The organism is Phycicoccus elongatus Lp2 (genome assembly GCF_000367525.1).
Classification (GTDB): Bacteria; Actinomycetota; Actinomycetes; order Actinomycetales; family Dermatophilaceae; genus Phycicoccus_A; species Phycicoccus_A elongatus.
The window spans coordinates 886857-903622 of sequence record NZ_HF570956.1 but is presented as its reverse complement, the minus strand read 5'-3'; the positions used below and the strand labels follow the sequence as shown (position 1 = coordinate 903622).

The 16766-nt window shown below is 68.6% G+C and carries 14 protein-coding genes; 5 read left to right on the top strand and 9 right to left on the bottom strand.

Translation table 11 applies throughout. The features are described 5' to 3' along the window. Positions 1-164: 164 nt before the first annotated feature. On the bottom strand, positions 165-674 hold the full coding sequence (locus BN10_RS04335) for a shikimate kinase (RefSeq protein ID WP_010849948.1): 510 nt from the start codon (positions 672-674) through the stop codon (positions 165-167). Then, complete coding sequence (aroC, locus tag BN10_RS04330; RefSeq protein ID WP_010849947.1) at positions 674-1897, bottom strand: chorismate synthase; 1224 nt, start codon at positions 1895-1897, stop codon at positions 674-676. The genes BN10_RS04335 and aroC overlap by 1 nt, the downstream gene beginning before the upstream one ends. Before the next feature lie 397 nt (positions 1898-2294). Between aroC and BN10_RS04325 the strand changes: the two genes are divergently transcribed. After that, positions 2295-3242, top strand: coding sequence for a type IV toxin-antitoxin system AbiEi family antitoxin domain-containing protein (locus BN10_RS04325; RefSeq protein ID WP_010849946.1), 948 nt, complete (start codon positions 2295-2297; stop codon positions 3240-3242). A 310-nt stretch (positions 3243-3552) separates the two neighbouring features. On the opposite strand, the gene BN10_RS04320 is transcribed toward BN10_RS04325, so the two are convergent. Genes BN10_RS04320 through alaS form a run of 4 tightly spaced genes read right to left on the bottom strand, consistent with a single transcriptional unit; the run spans position 3553 to position 8807 of the window. Continuing rightward, positions 3553-4380, bottom strand: coding sequence for a shikimate dehydrogenase (locus tag BN10_RS04320; protein ID WP_010849945.1), 828 nt, complete (start codon positions 4378-4380; stop codon positions 3553-3555). Between the two features lie 6 nt (positions 4381-4386). Further along, a complete protein-coding gene (mltG, locus tag BN10_RS04315; protein ID WP_010849944.1) occupies positions 4387-5574 on the bottom strand; it encodes an endolytic transglycosylase MltG in 1188 nt (395 codons plus the stop codon). A 3-nt stretch (positions 5575-5577) separates the two neighbouring features. Further along, complete coding sequence (gene ruvX, locus BN10_RS04310) at positions 5578-6072, bottom strand: Holliday junction resolvase RuvX (protein ID WP_233354257.1); 495 nt, start codon at positions 6070-6072, stop codon at positions 5578-5580. A gap of 38 nt (positions 6073-6110) precedes the next feature. Beyond that, positions 6111-8807 carry an alanine--tRNA ligase gene (alaS, locus tag BN10_RS04305; RefSeq protein ID WP_010849942.1) on the bottom strand — a complete coding sequence of 899 codons (2697 nt, stop codon included), beginning with the start codon at positions 8805-8807 and terminating at the stop codon, positions 6111-6113. A gap of 140 nt (positions 8808-8947) precedes the next feature. On the opposite strand from alaS, the gene BN10_RS04300 reads away from it, so the two are divergent. Then, positions 8948-9148 carry a hypothetical protein gene (locus BN10_RS04300; protein WP_010849941.1) on the top strand — a complete coding sequence of 67 codons (201 nt, stop codon included), beginning with the start codon at positions 8948-8950 and terminating at the stop codon, positions 9146-9148. A gap of 13 nt (positions 9149-9161) precedes the next feature. Here BN10_RS04300 and BN10_RS04295 read toward each other — a convergent pair whose 3' ends face one another. After that, positions 9162-10571, bottom strand: coding sequence for a replication-associated recombination protein A (locus BN10_RS04295; RefSeq protein WP_010849940.1), 1410 nt, complete (start codon positions 10569-10571; stop codon positions 9162-9164). Continuing rightward, a complete protein-coding gene (locus BN10_RS17700; RefSeq protein WP_233354256.1) occupies positions 10568-10870 on the bottom strand; it encodes an aconitase family protein in 303 nt (100 codons plus the stop codon). The genes BN10_RS04295 and BN10_RS17700 overlap by 4 nt, the downstream gene beginning before the upstream one ends. Before the next feature lie 419 nt (positions 10871-11289). On the opposite strand from BN10_RS17700, the gene BN10_RS04280 reads away from it, so the two are divergent. Then, the gene (locus BN10_RS04280; RefSeq protein WP_010849937.1) at positions 11290-13860 is read left to right on the top strand and encodes an ABC transporter ATP-binding protein; all 2571 of its coding nucleotides are present in this window, start codon (positions 11290-11292) and stop codon (positions 13858-13860) included. A 51-nt stretch (positions 13861-13911) separates the two neighbouring features. Continuing rightward, on the top strand, positions 13912-14295 hold the full coding sequence (locus BN10_RS04275; RefSeq protein ID WP_010849935.1) for an MGMT family protein: 384 nt from the start codon (positions 13912-13914) through the stop codon (positions 14293-14295). Here BN10_RS04275 and BN10_RS18220 read toward each other — a convergent pair. Continuing rightward, entirely contained in the window at positions 14286-14537 is a 252-nt protein-coding gene (locus BN10_RS18220) for a mycothiol transferase (protein WP_040750914.1), read from the bottom strand. The two genes, BN10_RS04275 and BN10_RS18220, sit on opposite strands and share 10 nt — an antisense overlap. Here BN10_RS18220 and BN10_RS04265 point away from each other — a divergent pair. Next, entirely contained in the window at positions 14529-16733 is a 2205-nt protein-coding gene (locus tag BN10_RS04265) for an MMPL family transporter (protein WP_010849933.1), read from the top strand. The two genes, BN10_RS18220 and BN10_RS04265, sit on opposite strands and share 9 nt — an antisense overlap. Positions 16734-16766 lie beyond the last annotated feature (33 nt).

The window sequence follows — 16766 nt, the reverse complement described above, 5'->3', positions numbered from 1 at the left end:
CCCCCTGCCGGTAATGGCGGCGGCGACGCGCTGGGCCGGACCGGGCAGGGCCTCGCTGTGCACCACGAGGACCTGCTCTGCCTGCTCGGGCAGGACTTCGGCCACCTGGTCGAGCAGGTCCCGGCCGATGGTGACGTCATAGCGGTCGCCGACGCTGACGACGCTCATCGGGCGCCCCCGAGCAGGGCGACGATCTCGGCAGCGATGTCCTCGGGGGTTCGGGTCGCGGTGTCGACGACATGGGTGGCCAGTCGGGTGTAGGTGGGCCGGCGCTCGTTCATGAGGCGGGTCCACGACGCCCGCGGGTTGACCGAGAGCAGCGGCCGCGACTGGTCGAAGCCGATCCGCTTCGAGGCGTCGGAGATGCCGACGTCGAGGAAGATCACGGTGTGCCCCGCCAGCGCCACCTGGGTCTCCGGATCCATCGGGGCGCCGCCGCCGAGGGCGACGACGCCGGTCTCCTCACGCAGGGCCCGCGCGACCTCGGCGCGCTCGAGGGCGCGAAAGGCCGGCTCACCGTCCTCGATGAAGATGTCGGCGATGGTGCGCCCTTGCGCCTGCTCGACGGCAGCGTCCGTGTCGTGGCACATGGTGCCGAGTGCCTCGGCCAGCGCTGCGCCGACCGTCGTCTTGCCGCTGCCGGGCGGGCCGATGAGGACGACCTCGGGTGCCATCACCAGCTCCGCATCGACTCGGGGATGGCGGCGAGGTATGCCGCGTGGTTGCGGGCCGTCTCGGTCACCGAGTCGCCGCCGAACTTCTCCAGGCAGGCCTCGGCGAGCACGAGCGCGACCATGGCTTCGGCGACGACCCCGGCCGCCGGCACCGCGCAGACGTCGGAGCGCTGGTGGATGGCCTTGGCCGGCTCGTCGGAGGCGATGTCGACGGTGTCGAGGCTACGGGGGACGGTCGAGATCGGCTTCATCGCGGCGCGGACGCGCAGCACTCCCCCGACACTCATGCCGCCCTCGGTGCCTCCGGCACGACCACTGCGACGACGAATGGTCCCGTCGGCGTCACGCTCCATCTCGTCGTGGGCCTGGCTGCCTCTGCGGGCGGCGGTGCGGAAGCCGTCACCGACCTCCACCCCCTTGATCGCCTGAATGCCCATGAGGGCCGCGGCCAGACGAGCGTCGAGGCGACGGTCCCAGTGGACGTGCGAGCCCAGGCCCGGTGGCAGGTTGTGGGCGACGACCTCGACGACACCACCGATCGTGTCACCGTCCTTCTTGGCCGCCTCGACCTCGGCGATCATGGCTGCACTGCCGGGGCCATCAAGGGTGCGGACCGGGTCGGCGTCGATCTCGTCTACCTGGTCGGGGTGCGGAAGAGGCGCATCGTCGGAGACAGCGGCGGTGCCGATCGACACGGTGTGCGAGACGAGCCGGATGCCGTAGGCCTGCTCGAGGAAGCGGGCCGCCACCTCGCCGAGGGCCACGCGTGCCGCGGTCTCGCGCGCCGATGCGCGCTCGAGGATCGGCCGGGCGTCGTCGAAGGCGTACTTCTGCATCCCGACGAGATCGGCGTGACCGGGGCGCGGTCGAGTGAGCGCCCGGTTTCGGGCGATCTCCTTCTCGGCGTTGACGTCGTCCGCCGCGGCATACGCCTCGTCGGTGACCGGGTCGGCGCTCATGACGGTCTGCCACTTGGGCCATTCGCTGTTGGCGACGCGAATCGCGACCGGTGAGCCGAGGGTCCGGCCGTGGCGGACACCGCCCAGGAATTCGACCTCGTCCTGCTCGAACTTCATCCGCGCTCCCCGGCCGAAGCCGAGGCGACGGCGAGCGAGCGCCGCGGCGACGTCGACCGTGGTGACCTCGATGCCGGCCGGCAGTCCCTCGATGGTCGCCAGCAGGGCAGGACCGTGCGATTCCCCCGCAGTCAGCCAGCGCAACATACGCCCGATCCTTCCACGCCCGTCTCAGCAGGTGGTCGCGCAGGTCAGAATTCGGACTCGATGCGGCGGCGATCCTGGTCGCTGCGTCTGGTATCGCCGGCTACGTCGCAGTAACTGTCGTCCGTTGCCCTTGGTGTTGCTGGGTGCGCTGTTGTTGTCGGCTACGTCGCAGTAGCTGTCGCCGGCCGGTCTGGTGTCGCTCGCTACGTCGCAGTGAGTGTCAGCCGCCCTGTCCAGTGTCGCAGGCTACGTCGCAGTAGCTGTTGCGATCGCAACACCTACTGCGACGTAGCTCGCGAAGCGTTGCTGTCCACAGGTGGAGACTCACGGGCGGCAATATCCACAGGACGTGCGACTCGTTGGGGTAGCACCCGTGTCATCGCGCGATGGTCGGGCGATGGACCACAGTGCACTCAATCGGCTGCTGGCAGGTCAGGACCAGCTCGCGACCCGGCAACAGTTGCTCGCTCACGGAGTCTCCAAGGCGACGATCCGCCACCGGGCGGGCCGGCAGTGGCGTGTCCTCCTGCCGAGCGTTTACCAGATGGGCATGGATCAGCCAACGCCACGCCGACGTTGGATCGCTGCCTTGCTGCACGCCGGCCCTCGATCGGTGCTCGCCGGCAGCACCGCCGCACGGTGGCACGGGCTCGACTCGGCGATCGACGAGACAACCGTCCGTGTCGTCGTCCCCCCACCCCTGAGGCCGCGGCGCACCGGCTTCGTGGTGATTCGGCGGTCCATGCTCTTCGATAGCGGAGTGCGCACCGTGGGTCCGGTACGTGTGTCGAGCCCGGCCCGGGCGGTGGTGGACCATGCCCGCGAGCTCCATGGCGAGAGGCAACGTGCGGCACTCTTCATCGAGGCAGTCCAGAAGGACCTGGCATCGGTTGATGAACTCACAGAGTGGTTGTCCCGCCTCCGCACGCGGGATGCGGCGGCCCTGTGGCCCGCTCTTGAAGCAGCTGCCACCGGGTCCTGGTCAGTGCCGGAGCACGATCTGCTCGAGCTCGTCTCGACATCGACGGTGCTCCCTGAACCAATGATGAATCCCATCCTCACCGATGAGTTCGGTCGGCTGCTGGTGTCGCCTGACCTTTGGTGGGACGACGTGGGGTTCGCGGCGATGGTGCACTCGAAGCGGTGGCACAGCAATGGTGAGCAGTGGGACGAGACTGTCGAGCGCGACGGCGATCTGGTTGCGGCCGGGGTGATCGTGGCGGGTGTGACACCCAGACGCATCAGTGACAAGCCCGCGGCCGTCCTGGCCCGGCTGGAACAGAGTTATCGGACAGCCGAGGCTCGGCCACGCCCGCCCGTGCGCGCGATCGCGCGTGCCGCCTGAAATGCCGCTACCTGAATCGTCCCCTGCGTTGAGGCGCTCTGTCCAGAATCACTGGCTCCTTCACACGCTCCGTTGAGGCGCTCCGTCAAGACTCTTTCGCTGCCGTGAATCGCTCTGTGCCGCCCACCCATGCGAAGGTCCGACCGGGCTGGTGCCCACCGGGAGCCGGTCTCGTCTCGCTGGCTACGTCGCAGTAAACGCTGCGATCGCGACACCTACTGCGACGTAGCCGGCGACGCCAAGCACGGCGCCCGGCACCTACTGCGACGTAGGGGGGCATGCCCACAGGAACGGGCACCAGCACCCTGGATCAGCACAGAGCGGCACGCCCGGCGGCCATCATCGCGTCGACGGGGGCCGCCACGCCGGTGAAGAGCTCGAACTGGGCAGCCGCTTGGTGGACCAGCATGTCGAGGCCGCTGATCACCTCACCGCCGGCGCGGCGCACATCACGCGCCAAGGGCGTCGGCCAGTCCGCATACACGACATCGAGCACGGTCATGCCGACGAAGTCCCGGCCCGCCTCGGACAGCAGCCCGCCGACGCCGACGCTCGCGGTGCCCGGCAGGGTGGAGATGACCAGGCGCACCGGGTCCTCGATCCACGACTCCAGGGGGATCGCCGACGCCGACATGCCAACAGCCTCGGCGAGGGCCACCGCATCCCGTGCGGTCGCCGGGTTCCGGGCCGCGATGGTCAGGTGCTCAACGCCCACCTCCGCCAGGGCGAGCACGGCGGATCGCGCCGTGGCGCCGGACCCGAGCACCCGGGCTCGTCCGTCATGCTCGACATGGGCGATCGAGGCGACCAGGCCGGTGACGTCGGTGTTCGTCGCGTCCCAGCCGCCGTCGGCCCGCCGCACCAGGGTGTTGATGGCGCCCGCGCTCCGGGCGACCTCGGACACGGTGGTGGCCACCTCGAAGGCGACTTCCTTGAGTGGCATCGTCAGCGAAAGCCCACGCCAGGAGTCGTCGAGGGTGCCGACGACGAACGCCAACTCCCCTGCGGTGACCTCACGCCGGCCGTAGCGCCAGTCCCTGAGTCCACACGCGGCATACCCGGCTGAGTGCAGGATCGGCGAGAGGGAGTGGGCGATCGGCGACCCGAGGACCCCTGCGTGCTGCACCACGGTGGTCATCCGGAGTCAGCCGGCCTCGCACTTGCCGGGGTTGTCCTTGCACCACTGCTTCCACTTGGCGATGTTCTGCTCCTGCTCCGCCAAGGTCTCGGCGAACAGGGTCTCGCCCGTGTCGAAGTTCACCGTCACGAAGTAGTACCAGTTGCCCGGGGTCGGGTTGGCCGCCGCCACGATCGACGCCTCGCTCGGGCTGTTGATCGGTCCCGGCGGCAAGCCCTTGTGCGCATAGGTGTCGAACGGGCTCTCCTTCGACTTCGCGACATCGGCCGCCGACAGGTTGCCGCGCTTCTGGATCGCGAAGTTGCGCGTGGAGTCCATCTGGAGGAACCCCACCGTCGGACCGGTCGGGTTGTCGAGCCGGTTCTCGATGACGCGCGCCACCTTGCCGCGGTCCGTGCCGGCATTGACCTCGCCCTCGACGATCGACGCCAGCGTGAGGATCCGCTGCTGCTCGTCGGGGGCCACATTGGCCCGGGCCAGCTCATCCACGGTCCGTTTGACCATGATCGCCAACTGTTGCGTGGCGGTGGAGTTCTCGGGGAACTCGTAGGTGGTCGGCGAGAGCCAGCCTTCGACATTGCCACCGGCTGCGGCCGGCAGGCCGATGGCCGCTGCATCCTTGGCCGCCGCTTCGTAGTCGGCGACGGGGATGCCGGAGAAGGACGACAGCCGCGCAAAGGTCTCGCTCGCCCAGAGCCCCTCGGGGAGCGTCACCGCATTGCGCACCACGTTGGCCGGATTGGAGATCACCTTGAAGGCGTCGACGCCACGCATCCCCTTCTTCAAGGTGTAGGTGCCGGGCTGGATCCGCGATGCGGCCGCCGGGTCCCCCTTGGCCGCTTCGAGGTATGCCGTGCGCGTCTTGGTCACGCCGTTGTCCCGCAGTGTCGTGGCGATGTCGTCCCCGGTCTGGCCTTGGGCGACGGCGATCTTCACCTCGCCCTCGCCGGGACCCGTGAAGTCCATGTCCTCATTGACGCCACCGACGCCGGTGATCTTGGAGATCAACGGCTTGAGCACGGTGAACGCCGCCACGCCGGCACCGGTGACGAGAGCCAGGGCGACAAAGACGACGACGACCTTGCGGCCGGTGCGCTTGGCCGGGGGCCGGGGAGCGCGCCGCCGCTGCCGACGGGAGATCGCCTCGGCGCCTCGGTCGTCGCCGAAGATCGCTCTGTCGAGGGGGTCGCTCATCCTCTACTCACGTCCTTGCCGCGGCTTGCGCCGCTTGTGGGCCACGGGCGAGCCCGGCGGCCGGCCGGTGCTCCGCTCCTCGTCCAGGGCGGACTGCAGGATGATCACGGCAGCCGCTTGGTCGACGACCGCTCGCTGTCGCCGCCCTGCGACCCCGCTCTCGCGGAGGGCACGATGGGCATCCACCGTCGTGAGTCGTTCGTCCACCAGACGCACGGCGACGGGGGCGATCCGTCGTGCCAGCACCGCAGCATACTGACGTGCCTTCGCCGCGGCCGCACCCTCGCCGCCCGCGAGTGTCCGCGGCAGGCCGACGACGACCTCGATGGCCGCCTCGTCATGGACGATCCCGGCCAGGGTGACGACGTCGGCATCCTGCACGTCCGGCAGGTCGCCGGCCGTGCGCGCCAAGGTGGCAACCGGCGTCGCCAGTAGGCCCGAGGGGTCACTACGCGCGACGCCGACGCGCACGGAGCCGACGTCGACCCCGATCCTCACCCCGAGGCGAGGGCCCCTCACCGACTGCTGTGGCTGGTTCAGGACCGGGCCGCCAGTTCGCCGACCCGCCACTCCACGGCGTTCGTCGCCTCACCGACCTTGGTCGGATCCTGGCCACCGCCTTGGGCGATGTCATCCTTGCCGCCACCTCCGCCACCGAGCGTCGTGGCCGCTGTGCGCACCAGCTCACCGGCTTTGATGCCCTTGGCTCGGGCGGCCTCGTTGGTCGCAACGACGACCAGAGGTCGGCCCTTGGCGACGGCCGTCCCCACCACCACGCTCGGGCGGTCGACCCCGAGGCGACCGCGCAGGTCCAGGACGAGACCGCGGACGTCGTCGGCGCCGGCCTCCCCGAGGTGGTGTGCGAGGAAGGTGACACCGCCGACGTCCTTGACGCCGTCGACCAACTTCGCGGCGTCCGCGAACAGCGCATCCTTGCGCGCCTTGTCGAGTTCCCGCTCGGCATCCTTCAGACGCGTCACCATGGCCCCGATCCGCTCGGTGAGCTCGTGCGGTTGCGCGTTGACGAGGGTGGCGAGCTCAGCGACGATGGCCCGCTCGCGGGCGAGGAAGCGCAGCGCATCCATCCCGACGAAGGCCTCGAGTCGACGCACTCCCGATCCCACCGACGACTCGCCGGTGATGGTCAGGGCGCCGACCTGGGAGGAGTGCCGCACGTGCGTGCCGCCGCAGAGCTCGCGCGACCACGGGCCGCCGATCTCAACGACGCGCACGGTCTCCCCGTAGGTCTCGCCGAAGAGTGCCAAGGCACCGAAGTCGCGAGCCTCCGGCAGCGTCATGTGCAGTGCACGGACCGGGAGATCCTGTCGCACAGCGAGATTGGCGACCTCCTCGATCTCGCTGCGCGTGGCAGCGGACAGCCCTTGGTTCCAGGCGAAATCGAGACGAAGGTAGCCCGGCTTGTTGTAGGAGCCCGACTGCAGGGCTGATGGGCCGAGGACCTGACGCAAGGCCGCGTGGACCACGTGAGTGCCCGAGTGCGCCTGGCAGGCCGACAGCCGCCACTCCTCGTCGACCTCGGCGAGAACGGGCGAGCCGATCCGGATCGGGCCGGTGAGGACCTCAACCGTGTGGGCGATGAGGCCCTTGATCGGGCGTTGGACGTCGACGACCTTGAGGTGGGCCCCGTCGCTGCTGATCACTCCATCGTCGGCGATCTGACCACCGGATTCGGCGTAGAAGGGGGTGCGGTCGAGGATGACCTGGCCGCGCTGGCCGGGCTCGAGTTCCTCGACACGCTCGCCGTCGACGACCAGTCCGACAACAGTCGCCTCCGAGGTCAACTCCTCATAGGCCCGGAAGTCGGTGGCTCCCAGGGCGCGCAGGTCCTTCCAGACCTCGGTGTTGGCATGGCCGGACTTCTTGGCCTTCGCGTCCGCCTTGGCGCGTTCGCGTTGCTCCTGCATCAGGCGGGTGAAGCCCTCGCGATCGACCTCCAGGCCCTGCTCCTGGGCCATCTCGAGAGTGAGGTCGATCGGGAAGCCATAGGTGTCGTGGAGCGCGAACGCCTGGTCGCCGGCCAGGACGCTGCCCCCTTCGGACTTGGTCCGCGCGACGGCAGTGTCGAGGATCGTCGTGCCCGAGGCGAGCGTGCGCCGGAAGGCATCCTCCTCGGCATACGCAATCTGGGCGATGCGGTCGAAACCGGTCTCCAACTCGGGGTAGGACTGCTTCATCCGCTCCAGGGAGACAGGCAGGAGTTCGGGGAGGCATGGATCCTCGAAGCCCAGCAGTCGCATCGAACGCACCGAGCGGCGCAGCATTCGGCGCAGGACGTAGCCGCGACCCTCGTTGCCCGGGGTGACGCCGTCGCCGATGAGCATGAGTGATGAGCGGACGTGGTCGGCGACGACGCGCAGGCGGACGTCGTCGGGGTGGCTGTCCCCCGCGGACTGTCCGGAGTTCTTGCCGTACTCCTTGCCGGTCATCTCGGCCGCCCGAGCCAGGACGGGGTACACCTCGTCAATCTCGTACATGTTGTCGACGCCCTGCAGGATGCTCGCGATTCGCTCCAGGCCCATGCCGGTGTCGATGTTCTGCGCGGGCAGCGGGCCGGCGATGTCGAAGTCGACCTTCGAGCGCACGACGGACAGGTCGTACTGCATGAAGACGAGGTTCCAGAACTCCATGAACCGGTCCTCGTCGACCGCCGGACCGCCATTGGGGCCGTACTCCGCGCCACGGTCGTAGAAGATCTCCGAGCACGGGCCGCCCGGGCCGGGCACGCCCATGTGCCAGTAGTTGTCGGCCAGCCCACGACGGACGATGCGTTCCTTGGGCACGTCGGTCAGCTCGAGCCAGAGGGCGATGGCCTCGTCGTCGTCCTCGAAGACGGTCGGCCAGATCCGGTCGGGGTCGAGCCCGAAGCCACCGGCCTCCTGCGGGGTCGTGATCAGCTCCCAGGCGAGCTTGATCGCGCCCTCCTTGAAGTAGTCACCGAAGGAGAAGTTGCCGTTCATCTGGAAGAAGGTGCCGTGCCGAGACGTCTTGCCGACCTCCTCGATGTCCTGGGTGCGCACGCACTTCTGGACACTGGTCGCCCTGTCCCAGGGCGGGGTCTGCTGGCCGAGGAAGTAGGGCTTGAAGGGCACCATGCCGGCGTTGACGAAGAGCAGGTTCGGGTCGTCGTGGATGAGCGGGGCCGAGGGCACCACGGTGTGGCCGTTCTTCTCGAAGAAGTTCAGCCAGCGGCGGCGGATCTCTGCGGTTTCCATCGGTGCCTTGTCGTCCTCGGGTGGTTGCGGGGCGCGTCGGGTATGCCGCGCACGGACCAGTCCGTCATGTTACGTGAGCACGCACTCCCGTCTCGACCGGCTTTGCCCCGGCGTTGTTCCCAAATGCCTCGGTTGTTCCCATGACGCATCCCCGGACCATCGCCCCTTCCTGTGCCGCCTGGGTGCACCGAACCGTCCGGACCCACAACCCGCAGGACATGACGATCCGGTCCAAGACGTGCGGGCGGTGCGGCCACGTCATGGACATCAGCGGCTACCTCACGCGCGGCAACGCCGACGGCGTGGCCTACGGCAACGTCTTCCTCAGCGGCGGGCACTGAGCTCGGCGACCTCTCACCCGCGTCCGAGCCGTTCGCGCAGCCAGGTCCAGCGCTCCTGCAGCCTCGCCTCGAAACCTCGATCGGTCGGGCGGTAGTAGCTGTGCTCCTGCATCGCCGCCTGCAGGTCATCGGGCAGGTACTGCTGAGCCGAAACTCCATCAGGCTCGTCGTGGGCGTAGACGTACGCCTTGGCCTTCACCCCTCCCGACGCCTTGGCGGAGGCCTGCTTGATCCGCTCGGCACCGGCATACCCGCTTCCTCGCAGGTGAACCGGGACCGCGCCGACCTTCCCGGCGCGGACGTCGGCGATCGCCTCGTTGATGCCCACATAGGCGGCGTTCGACTTGGGCGCCAGCGCGTTGTGAACCACGGCCTGAGCAAGGATGATCCGCGCCTCGGGCATCCCGATCTGGGCCACCGCATGCATTGCGGCGACGGCGGTCTGCAGGGCGGTCGGGTCGCCCATCCCGACGTCCTCACTCGCCGCGATGACGATGCGGCGGGCGATGAAGCGAGGGTCCTCCCCCGCCTCGAGCATCCGCGCGAGGTAGTGCAGGGCGGCGTCGACATCGGACCCCCGCATCGACTTGATGAGCGCCGAGGCGACGTCGTAGTGCTGGTCCCCCGCTCGGTCGTAGCGCACCGCAGCGTGGGCGATGGCCTGCTCGGTGTCGGTGAGGGTGATCGTCACCGGGCGTTCGGGCTCCGCCCCCAGGGGTATGCCGTCCTGCGCCACTCCCGCGGCCGCCTCCAGTGCCGTGAGGGCACGCCGGGCATCGCCACCGCTCATCCGGACCAGATGGTCGCGGGCATCGTCGGCGAGGACGAACTCGGCGGCCAACCCCCGCTCGTCCGCGGCCGCCGCATCGAGGACGTCGGCGACCTCCTCGTCGGTGAGTGAGGTGAGTGTGATGAGCATCGAGCGTGACAACAGCGGAGCGATGACCGAGAAGGAGGGATTCTCGGTGGTCGCGGCGACGAGGATGACCTGTCGGTTCTCCACGCCGGGCAACAGCGCGTCCTGCTGGGCCTTGGTGAAGCGGTGGATCTCGTCGAGGAAGAGCACGGTCTGGCGTCCGTAGAGGTCGCGGGCCCGGTTGGCTGCGTCCATGACGGCACGGACGTCCTTGACGCCGGCCGTCACGGCGGAGAGCTCGACGAACTCGCGGTCGGCAGCGGTGGCGACCAGGTTCGCCAAGGTGGTCTTGCCGGTGCCCGGTGGCCCCCACAGGATCGCCGAGAGCGGACCCGCGGCGCCGCCGCTTCCCTCGATGAGTCGACGCAGGGGGCTGCCCTGACGGAGCACGTCACCCTGGCCGCGGACCTCCTCGATCGTCCGCGGCCGCATCCGGACGGCCAGCGGGCGCATCGTCGCGTCGGTCGGGGGGACGTCCCCGGAGGCCGCGGCGAAGAGATCACTCACCCACGCAACGCTACCCGCGGGGTGTGACTCTCACTTGGGCAGAGCCACCCGTCGACGACCGTGCTGACCGTGGCCAGCTGCTCCAGATTGATGGTGTGCATGATGCCGGTGCCCGGCGGGTTGAGGTGAACGCTCGGCATGGCTGCGGCAGCACACTTGAGGAATCCGAAGCGTTCGGCATGGCGGGTCAGTTCCAGAGCTTCGTTGCGCGCCTGGGCCACGGGCGCGGCATACGCCTCGACGGCGAGGGAGTGGTCGACCGAGACCTCGACCGGAAGCACTGGTGAAGGCCAACTCATTGGCGCGCACCGGATCGACGGCGAGGAAGCAGATGTCGGCGACCCCGTCCCGAACGGCATCGACACTGTGGCGGGCGGCGTCCCAGAGGACCAACTCGAGGGGACGCCCAACCGTCGTGCGAGCCCGGCTGCGAGGTCGACGCTGATCTCGCCGCGATGGGCGGCGTCACCATTGGTCAGAACGGCGTTGCCGAGGTTGATCGAGGCGCACAGCGCGCCCGTGGGGGCGAGCGCCATGACTGGTGCGGGGTTCCACCGTGGCATGGTGTCACCCCACCTCGAGGTCCTGTTGAGACTCATTCCGGAGGACCGCCGCCGCGCCTCGTGATTCGAGCAAGTGATGGCCAACCCGCTACATTACACTCGTGCCGCGGCTTGCGGACGTCCGCGCGTCATCGCCGTGCTTCAGGGGGAGGAACATGAGCGCCGGCTTCATGGGTCGCCCCGAGAAGGCGACGAAAGTCGACCCCAGGGACCGTCGCCAACTCGAGGAGTCGCCGGTTCGCCCGCGACGCGTGATGCAACTCTTCCGTCCGCATGCCCGTCCGCTGGCCCTGGTGACCGTGCTCATCATCGCGACGTCGATCGTCGGCCTGGCGCAACCCTTCCTGATCAAGCGAGTCATCGACGACGCCCTCCCCAACCGGGACACCGACCTTCTGGTGTGGGCCACAGTCGGCATGGTCGCGGTCGCTGCGGTCTCGGGCCTGCTCAGCGTCGTCCAGACGTGGTTGGCGACCTCCATCGGGCAGCGGGTCATGCACTCTCTGCGAGTGGCCGTCTTCGCCCACCTCCAAGACCAGTCACTGGACTTCTTCAAGCGGACGCGCGGCGGCGAGATCCAATCCCGCATGACCAACGACATCGCGGCGATGCGCAGTGTGGTCACCAACACCGCGACCTCGGTCGCCTCGAACCTCACCACGGCTGTGGCCGCTGCCGTCGCCATGGTCGCCCTGGACTGGCAGCTCGCCCTCATCACTGCGCTCGTCCTGCCTCCTGCCGTGTTGTCCACGCGCAAAGTGGCGATGACCAAGAAGGCGCTGACCGGGGCCCGCCAACGCCAACTGGCCGAAATCCAGACCCAGGTCGATGAGTCGTTGTCCGTGAGCGGCGCCCTGTTGACCAAGACCCTGGGCATCAAGGACCAGCGGCTGGTCAGCTACACGACCAGTTCGGCAGCCCTCATCGACCTCGACCTGCGCGCCGAGCTGGCGGGCCGCTGGCGCACCATGACCATGCAGATCGTGTTCGCCATCATCCCGGCTGCGGTGTACCTCGCAGCTGGCACGAACATGATGACCCACCCCGTGTCGATCGGCACGATCGTGGCCTTCACCGCCCTGCAGGTCGTCATCTTCCGGCCGATCATGGGCCTGCTCAACATGGGTGCCCAGTGGATTGCCTCCATGGCGCTGCTCAGCCGCATCTTTGGCTACCTCGACCTGCCGATCGGAGTTCCGGCACCGGAACATCCGGTCCCCATCGATCGTGCCTTGATCCGGGGAGATGTCGTCTTCGAGGACGTGCACTTCAGTTACCCGGACGGCGACGAGCCGGTCCTCGACGGCGTCAATGTGAGAATTCCAGCAGGCGGCAGCTTGGGCGTGGCCGGTGAAACCGGTTCGGGAAAGTCAACCCTGGCGTCCCTGCTGATTCGTCTCGCCGACCCCACGCGAGGTCGGGTCACCATCGATGGCATCGACGTGCGCGACCTCGCGCCCGCCGATCTGTCCGCCATCGTCGGGATGGTGTCACAGGAGACCTATCTGGTTCACGACACGATCCGCGCCAACCTGCTGCTGGCCAAGCCCGATGCGCACGACGAGGAGATCTGGGCATCCCTGCGCGCGGCGCAGGTCGAGGGTGTCGTGGCGGCGCTCCCAGATGGGTTGGACACGCTCGTCGGCTCCCGAGGGCACCGATTCTCCGGCGGCGAGCGTCAACGGATCGCCATCGCCCGCACCATTTTGCGCAATCCTCGGATCCTCATCCTCGATGAGGCAACCAGCGCGCTGGACAATGACACCGAGCGCGAGGTCCAGGCGGCATTGTCCGAACTCGCCCGGGGTCGGACCACCCTGATGATCGCGCATCGCCTGACCACCTTGATCGATGCCGACGAGGTCATGCTCATGTCGGAGGGCAAGGTCATCGAGCGTGGGCGCCACGCCGATCTCATGCTGGCGGGCGGCCGATACGCCCAACTGGTCAACGCGGGACAGTCTCCGAGCGCTCAGCACGAACCGACCTCCATCCCCGATGACGACGAGACCATCGGGGTGCCCATGAGCCCAGAGGTGCCTCGCAGCGCAACGGTCGCTGGCCGCATGTGGGACGACACCTCAACCCTGCCCTTGATGCGCCCCGTCCGGGCAGCGCGCGCCGACGACCAGCTCTTCTGGACAACGCCGGTGTCGGGCATGGATTCTGCGGGTGCCTCGTCATGGACCGCTCCCCAGCAGCCCGAGGACGAGAGTCTGATCGACCCCTTCGATGGGGATCCGCTGCGTGACCACGAGCACTCACGGTTGTCGCGAGGCCTGCTGATCGCGGCTCTCTCGATCGGTCTCGGAGCCCTCAGCATCGGCGCATGGGGGCTGGAACAACGCTCCTCGCTTCCGCAGGCTGCACCATCGATGGAGGTGTCGCCGCAGCCGACGCCGACGAAGAGCGCGACCGCAACACCGACGACCAAGGCGTCACCAATCCTCGATCCGTCCCCCGCCGAGACTCCGACGGCCTCGGAGACTACGGCCATCGAGGTGGTTTCACGACCGGCGCCAGCCAAGAAGCGACCCACGCCATCAGCCGTGCCGAGCGCACCAACCGTCATCGACGTCGCCCCGCCGGCCCCCGAGCCCACCACCCCTGGTCCGACGCCCACGCCGTCACCGACGCCGACTCCGACCCCAACTCCCACCCCGACGCCCACCCCCACCGGATCGGTCACGCCGACGCCATCTCCCCAAGCGACGCACACCCCGTGACGGCGTAGAGGCACGAGGCGAGTTGAGATCAGCCGATCAGCCTCCCGCACCGTGCCCGCTGCTCGCAGGCCCGGGCTGACGATTGTGGACGACGTGCTGGTCGAGCGGGTACTCCGCGCCGTCGAACTCGTCCCCCGCGGGAAGGTCGTCACCTATGGCGACATCGCCGAGCTCGTCGGCATCGGCCCTCGACTGGTCGGTCGGATCATGAGCACCTGGGGGTCGGGTGTGCCGTGGTGGCGGGTCGTCAACGCCTCCGGCGACCTACCCGATGTCCATCTGACCCGCGCGCACGAGGAGTGGGTGCTCGAGGCCATCGAGATCAAGCCCAGCGGCAAGGGTTGTCGCCTCCGTCGGCACCACGCCGACCTCGAGCTGCTCGGCCAGGCCTGGGAGCTGGCCGTGGCCGACCTCCCTCCCCTGCCTCAGAAGTAGGCCTTCTCCCCGTCGAGGAGCTCCCGGAGGATGTCCAAGTGGCCGGCGTGACGGGCGGTCTCCTCGATCATGTGCGCGATGATCCAGCGCAGGGTGGGTTCGGCCGCATGACGACTCGGGCGTCGGGAGCGTGAGGGTCCGGGCTCGTGTGAACGAAGGCCATGCTCGAGGGTATGCCGCTCGGGCCCCACCCCGACCACCTCCGCCGCCACCGGCAATGGCAGGATCGGGGGGTGACGCACGACTCCCGCGACCGTGGGCTGCTGGGCCGTTGGGGGCGCCTGGTCTCCCGCCGCGCATGGTGGGTTCTCGCCTTCTGGTTGGTCTTCATCGTTGCGGGTTTCGGGCTCGCCGGCGGAGCCTTCGGCAACGAGGGTGTCTTCCAGCGCCTCCACAGTGGTGAGATCACCACGCCCGGGGAGAACCACGAAGGTCGCCAACTCCTCCAGGCGGGTGGGTCGACAGGCTTCTCGACCTACACCCTGACCCTTGAAGGCGTCGACCTCACCGACCCGCAGGTCGCGGCTGCTGCGACACGTGCCGTGCAGGACCTGGTGGCCGTCCCCCGGGTCACCCAGGCCGTCAACCCGTTCGTCGTACCGGGCGGGCCGACGAGTCCGCAGGCGGCGCCGATGCTGGGCATCGGTGGCCTGACATCGGGTGACTTCGCGACGGTGGTGACCTATGACCGCACGAACACCAAGGAGCAGGAGGCAAACGCCCAGGAACGAGTCGACGTCATCTTTGACCGCCTGACGGAACAGACGCATGCCACCACCAGCCAGCGCGGCGGCATCCGCACCTTGGTCGATGCGGTCGTCGCCCAGGTGAAGCGGGACGGCCAGACCGGAGAGGGTATTGCCCTGCCGATCAGCTTCCTCGTCATGGTCGTCGTCTTCGGTGGGTTCCTCGCGGCCGGGATGCCGATCCTGGGCGCCATCGCCTCGATCTCCGGCGCCCTGGCCTCACTGTGGGCCTTCTCGCACGTGATGGATCTCGACGCCTCGGTCGTGAATGTGGTCACCGTCCTCGGTCTCGGACTGTGCATCGACTACGGCCTGTTGGTCGTCTCCCGATTCCGGGAGGAGCTCCGGGCGATCCGTCGGGAGTCCGGCCGTCGGAATCTCACGATCGAGGATCGCCAACTGGCCACCGAGCGCACCGTCGACCGTGCCGGGCGCACGGTGATCTTCTCGGCGCTCATCGTGGCGATCTCGTTGGCGGGATTGATGTTCTTCGACATCGAGTTCATCCGCGCCGTGTCTGCGGCCGGCATTTCGGTCGTGCTCGTGGCACTCGCGGTGGCCATCTCACTCGTCCCGGCGCTGTGCAGCCTCGGTGCACGACGCCTGATGCGCCGTGGCTCCGAGGTCTCAGGTGACCGTGGCCTCTTCCACCGGTTGGCCCGCGTCGTCCAGGCGCGCCCCTGGCCGATCATTGCCGGTCTGCTCGTCGTCCTGATCACGCTGGCCGCACCCGCCCTCGGCATCCGCCTGACCAGCAGTGGCGCGGAGCTGCTCCCCAAGGCCGCCCCGGAGCGGATCTTCTTCGACAACCTGCGAGCGACCTTCCCCGACCTCGGCGGCGCCGACGTCACGGTGGTGACCTGGGCGCCGATCGCCACGGTGACCGAGTGGGCCACCTCGGTCGCGCCGTCGCTGCCGGGCGTGCGCTCGGTCGACCCGGTCACCCAACTCGAGCAGGGCGTGGTCAGCGTCGGCTTGAGAACCGGCGACGGTGGCTTGGGGGACACCTCCCGCGACCTCGTCCAGCACCTGAGGGACGACCGCACACCCTTCACGTCATGGACGGTCGGCCAAGCCAGCGGCGTTCACGACTTCCGCGCCGCGATCGTCGACCGCGGTCCGTTGGCCCACGCCGTCGTGGCCCTGGCGACCTTCGTCCTCCTCTTCCTCATGACCGGCTCCCTCGTCATCCCGCTCAAGGCCCTCTTCATGAACCTCGTGTCCCTCGGCGCCTGCCTTGGCGTGGTGGTGTGGGTCTTCCAGGAAGGTCACCTCGAGGGACTGCTCGGCTTCACCTCGACCGGAGCGATCGAGAACACCATGCCGCTGCTCATTCTCGCCTTCGGCTTCGGCTTGTCGATGGACTATGAGGTCTTCCTGCTCTCCCGCATCGTGGAGCTGCATGAGCAGGGTCATGACACGGACGAAGCGGTGGCCCTTGGACTGCAACGCTCCGGCCGCATCATCACCTCGGCGGCCCTGCTCATGATGATCGTCTTCGCGGGTTTCGCCGCCGGGAAGCTGCTCATCATGAAGCAGATGGGACTCGGCATGGTGATGGCCGTCCTCATCGACGCCACTCTCGTCCGCATGCTGCTGGTCCCGGCGACAATGACGGTCCTCGGCAGCGCCAACTGGTGGGCCCCAGAGCCCCTGCGCCGCCTCCACCAACGCTGGGGCATTCGTGAGTGAGTCAGGCCCACCCCCTCCACTGCGGGTGGGGCG

Bases quoted from the DNA above. Each gene is read 5' to 3' on its own strand.
- BN10_RS17700 (WP_233354256.1), bottom strand. From the start codon at position 10,870: ATGAGTTGGCCTTCACCAGTGCTTCCGGTCGAGGTCTCGGTCGACCAC.
- BN10_RS04335 (WP_010849948.1), bottom strand. From the start codon at position 674: ATGGCACCCGAGGTCGTCCTCATCGGCCCGCCCGGCAGCGGCAAGACG.
- BN10_RS04280 (WP_010849937.1), top strand. From the start codon at position 11,290: ATGAGCGCCGGCTTCATGGGTCGCCCCGAGAAGGCGACGAAAGTCGAC.
- aroC (WP_010849947.1), bottom strand. From the start codon at position 1,897: ATGTTGCGCTGGCTGACTGCGGGGGAATCGCACGGTCCTGCCCTGCTG.
- mltG (WP_010849944.1), bottom strand. From the start codon at position 5,574: ATGAGCGACCCCCTCGACAGAGCGATCTTCGGCGACGACCGAGGCGCC.
- BN10_RS04325 (WP_010849946.1), top strand. From the start codon at position 2,295: ATGGACCACAGTGCACTCAATCGGCTGCTGGCAGGTCAGGACCAGCTC.
- BN10_RS04300 (WP_010849941.1), top strand. From the start codon at position 8,948: ATGACGCATCCCCGGACCATCGCCCCTTCCTGTGCCGCCTGGGTGCAC.
- alaS (WP_010849942.1), bottom strand. From the start codon at position 8,807: ATGGAAACCGCAGAGATCCGCCGCCGCTGGCTGAACTTCTTCGAGAAG.
- BN10_RS04320 (WP_010849945.1), bottom strand. From the start codon at position 4,380: ATGACCACCGTGGTGCAGCACGCAGGGGTCCTCGGGTCGCCGATCGCC.